The sequence below is a fragment of the uncultured Thiodictyon sp. genome (assembly GCF_903828115.1).
Taxonomy (GTDB): domain Bacteria; phylum Pseudomonadota; class Gammaproteobacteria; order Chromatiales; family Chromatiaceae; genus Thiodictyon.
This window is the reverse complement of the sequence record NZ_CAIKKU010000787.1, coordinates 1-1,845: the sequence shown is the minus strand read 5'-3', so window position 1 is coordinate 1,845 and position 1,845 is coordinate 1. Positions and strand designations below refer to the sequence as shown.

Sequence of the window (1,845 nt, the reverse complement as noted above, 5' to 3'; positions counted from 1 at the left end):
TGTCGTTGTCGTAATCGTGGTCGGATTATTCGAGTACGACAACGACAACGACAACGACAACGCACCCGGGTTCTCGGTCACCACATCAGTTCTGATCGTCCCCCCCGGCAACCGACCTGCCGAGGGTGTTGGCGAGGCGGACAAAGGCCGCCACGTCCAGGTTCTCCGCCCGCAGCCCGGGGTCGATCCCGGCCGCGGCAAAGGCCGCGGCGTCCGCCAGCCCCATGAGACTGTTGCGCAGGGTCTTACGCCGCTGCGAGAAGGCCGCCGCCACCAGGCGGGCATGGGCCGCCCGGTCGTCAGGCGGCTGCGGCAGGGGCCGGCGGGGGCGCAGGCGCAGGAAGGCGGACTCCACCTTGGGGGCCGGGGTGAAGGCCCCGGGGCCGATCCGGAACAGGCACTCCGCCTCGCACCAGGTCTGTACCATCACCGAGAGCCGGCCGTAGACCTTGTTCCCCGGCTCCGCGGCGATGCGCTCCACCACCTCGCGCTGCAACATCAGGTGCAGGTCCAGGACCCAATCGGCCTGGTCCAGGAAGCGGAACAGCAGCGGGGTGGAGATGTTGTAGGGCAGGTTGCCGACCAGGCGCAGCGACGCGGGCGCCCCGCCCAGGGTGCCGAGGTCGAAGCGCAACGCATCGGCGTTGTGGATGCGCAGTTCTCCCAGCCCCCCCAGGCGCTCGCGCAGGGGCTCGATCAGGTCGCGGTCGAGTTCGATCACGTCCAGCGACCCGGCCCCTTCCAGAAGTCCGCGGGTGATGGCCCCGTGACCGGGGCCGATTTCCACCAACCGCTCCCCCGGGTGCGGCCGGACGGCGTCCAGGATGCGCCGGATGGTCCCGGGGTCATGGAGGAAGTTCTGACTGAAACGTTTGCGGGGCTGGTGCATACCCGTCAGTGTCTCCCAACGGGCGGCGAGATTCGAGTCCTATTGCGCACCCGGGTGCGATCAGAACTGAGGTGGTGACCGAGATCCCGGGTACGCCGTCCTGGTCGTTGTCGTTGTCGTTGTCGTTGTAGTGATCGGATTGTTCGATTACGACAACGACCACGACAACGACGCCCGGTCCGGAAGGTCCGGTCGCTGTAGGGTACACATCGCGTACCCTACGGGAGCGGCGTCGACACATCAGTTCCGATCGCACCCTGCGCACCCCTGGGGAGCGCCCCAGCAATTTACGCAAGTCGCTAATAGATAAAGGGAACGAACTTCTTGACCCGGGCCGCATACCCCTGATACCCCGGGTGACGCTCACTCAACCAGCCTTCCTCCTTACCGGCCTTGTAGTCGAAGAACAGGAAAGCGACCACCAGCAAGGCCAGGTGACTGAGGCTCAGGGTGTAGCAGACCCAACCCAGCGCGGCGAACAAGAGAGCGCTGTAGAGCGGGTGGCGCACGATGGCGTAGACCCCGCTGGTGACCAGTCGACTGTGGTCCACCGGATAGGGCAACGGCGTGAGGTAGGAACGCAGCGCGTGGGAGCCCAGGCCGCCGAAGGCCAGTGCGACCAGGGCGCAGGCCGCCAGGATGACCAGCCGCGGTGCCGTGGTCGCGGCCAGCAGGTCCGATGTCAGCCAGGGGTTCCAACGGGGCGTCAGGGCGAAGGCGAAGAACAGGACGAACTGGAGGACGACCAGCAGTTCGCCGCGGCGGCCATGCCAGGCGGCGGGGGGCGGGGCGCGATCGATGGGGGCGGGGGGCATGGAGACTGTTCCTAAAATTCTGAGCAAAGTTGCTCAGTGATGAAGTTAGGATTTATCCGCACTTGGTTGATAGGCGTTGCGGCCTGCAACTCAAGCCTCTTGACGCTCAGTTGCGCCGGAGAACGTGACAGCAGCACCCGT

2 protein-coding genes are annotated in these 1,845 nt (G+C 66.1%); both read right to left on the bottom strand.

Features of this window, described 5'->3' with window-relative positions; translation table 11 throughout:
• Positions 1-85: 85 nt before the first annotated feature.
• Positions 86-889 carry a 16S rRNA (adenine(1518)-N(6)/adenine(1519)-N(6))-dimethyltransferase RsmA gene (gene rsmA, locus QZY48_RS28925; protein ID WP_295437178.1) on the bottom strand — a complete coding sequence of 268 codons (804 nt, stop codon included), beginning with the start codon at positions 887-889 and terminating at the stop codon, positions 86-88.
• A 299-nt stretch (positions 890-1,188) separates the two neighbouring features.
• Complete coding sequence (locus QZY48_RS28920; RefSeq protein WP_295437176.1) at positions 1,189-1,704, bottom strand: isoprenylcysteine carboxylmethyltransferase family protein; 516 nt, start codon at positions 1,702-1,704, stop codon at positions 1,189-1,191.
• Positions 1,705-1,845: the final 141 nt, after the last annotated feature.

Excerpts from the sequence above, each read along its gene's own strand:
- QZY48_RS28920 (WP_295437176.1), bottom strand. The coding sequence starts at position 1,704 with ATGCCCCCCGCCCCCATCGATCGCGCCCCGCCCCCCGCCGCCTGGCAT.
- rsmA (WP_295437178.1), bottom strand. The coding sequence starts at position 889 with ATGCACCAGCCCCGCAAACGTTTCAGTCAGAACTTCCTCCATGACCCC.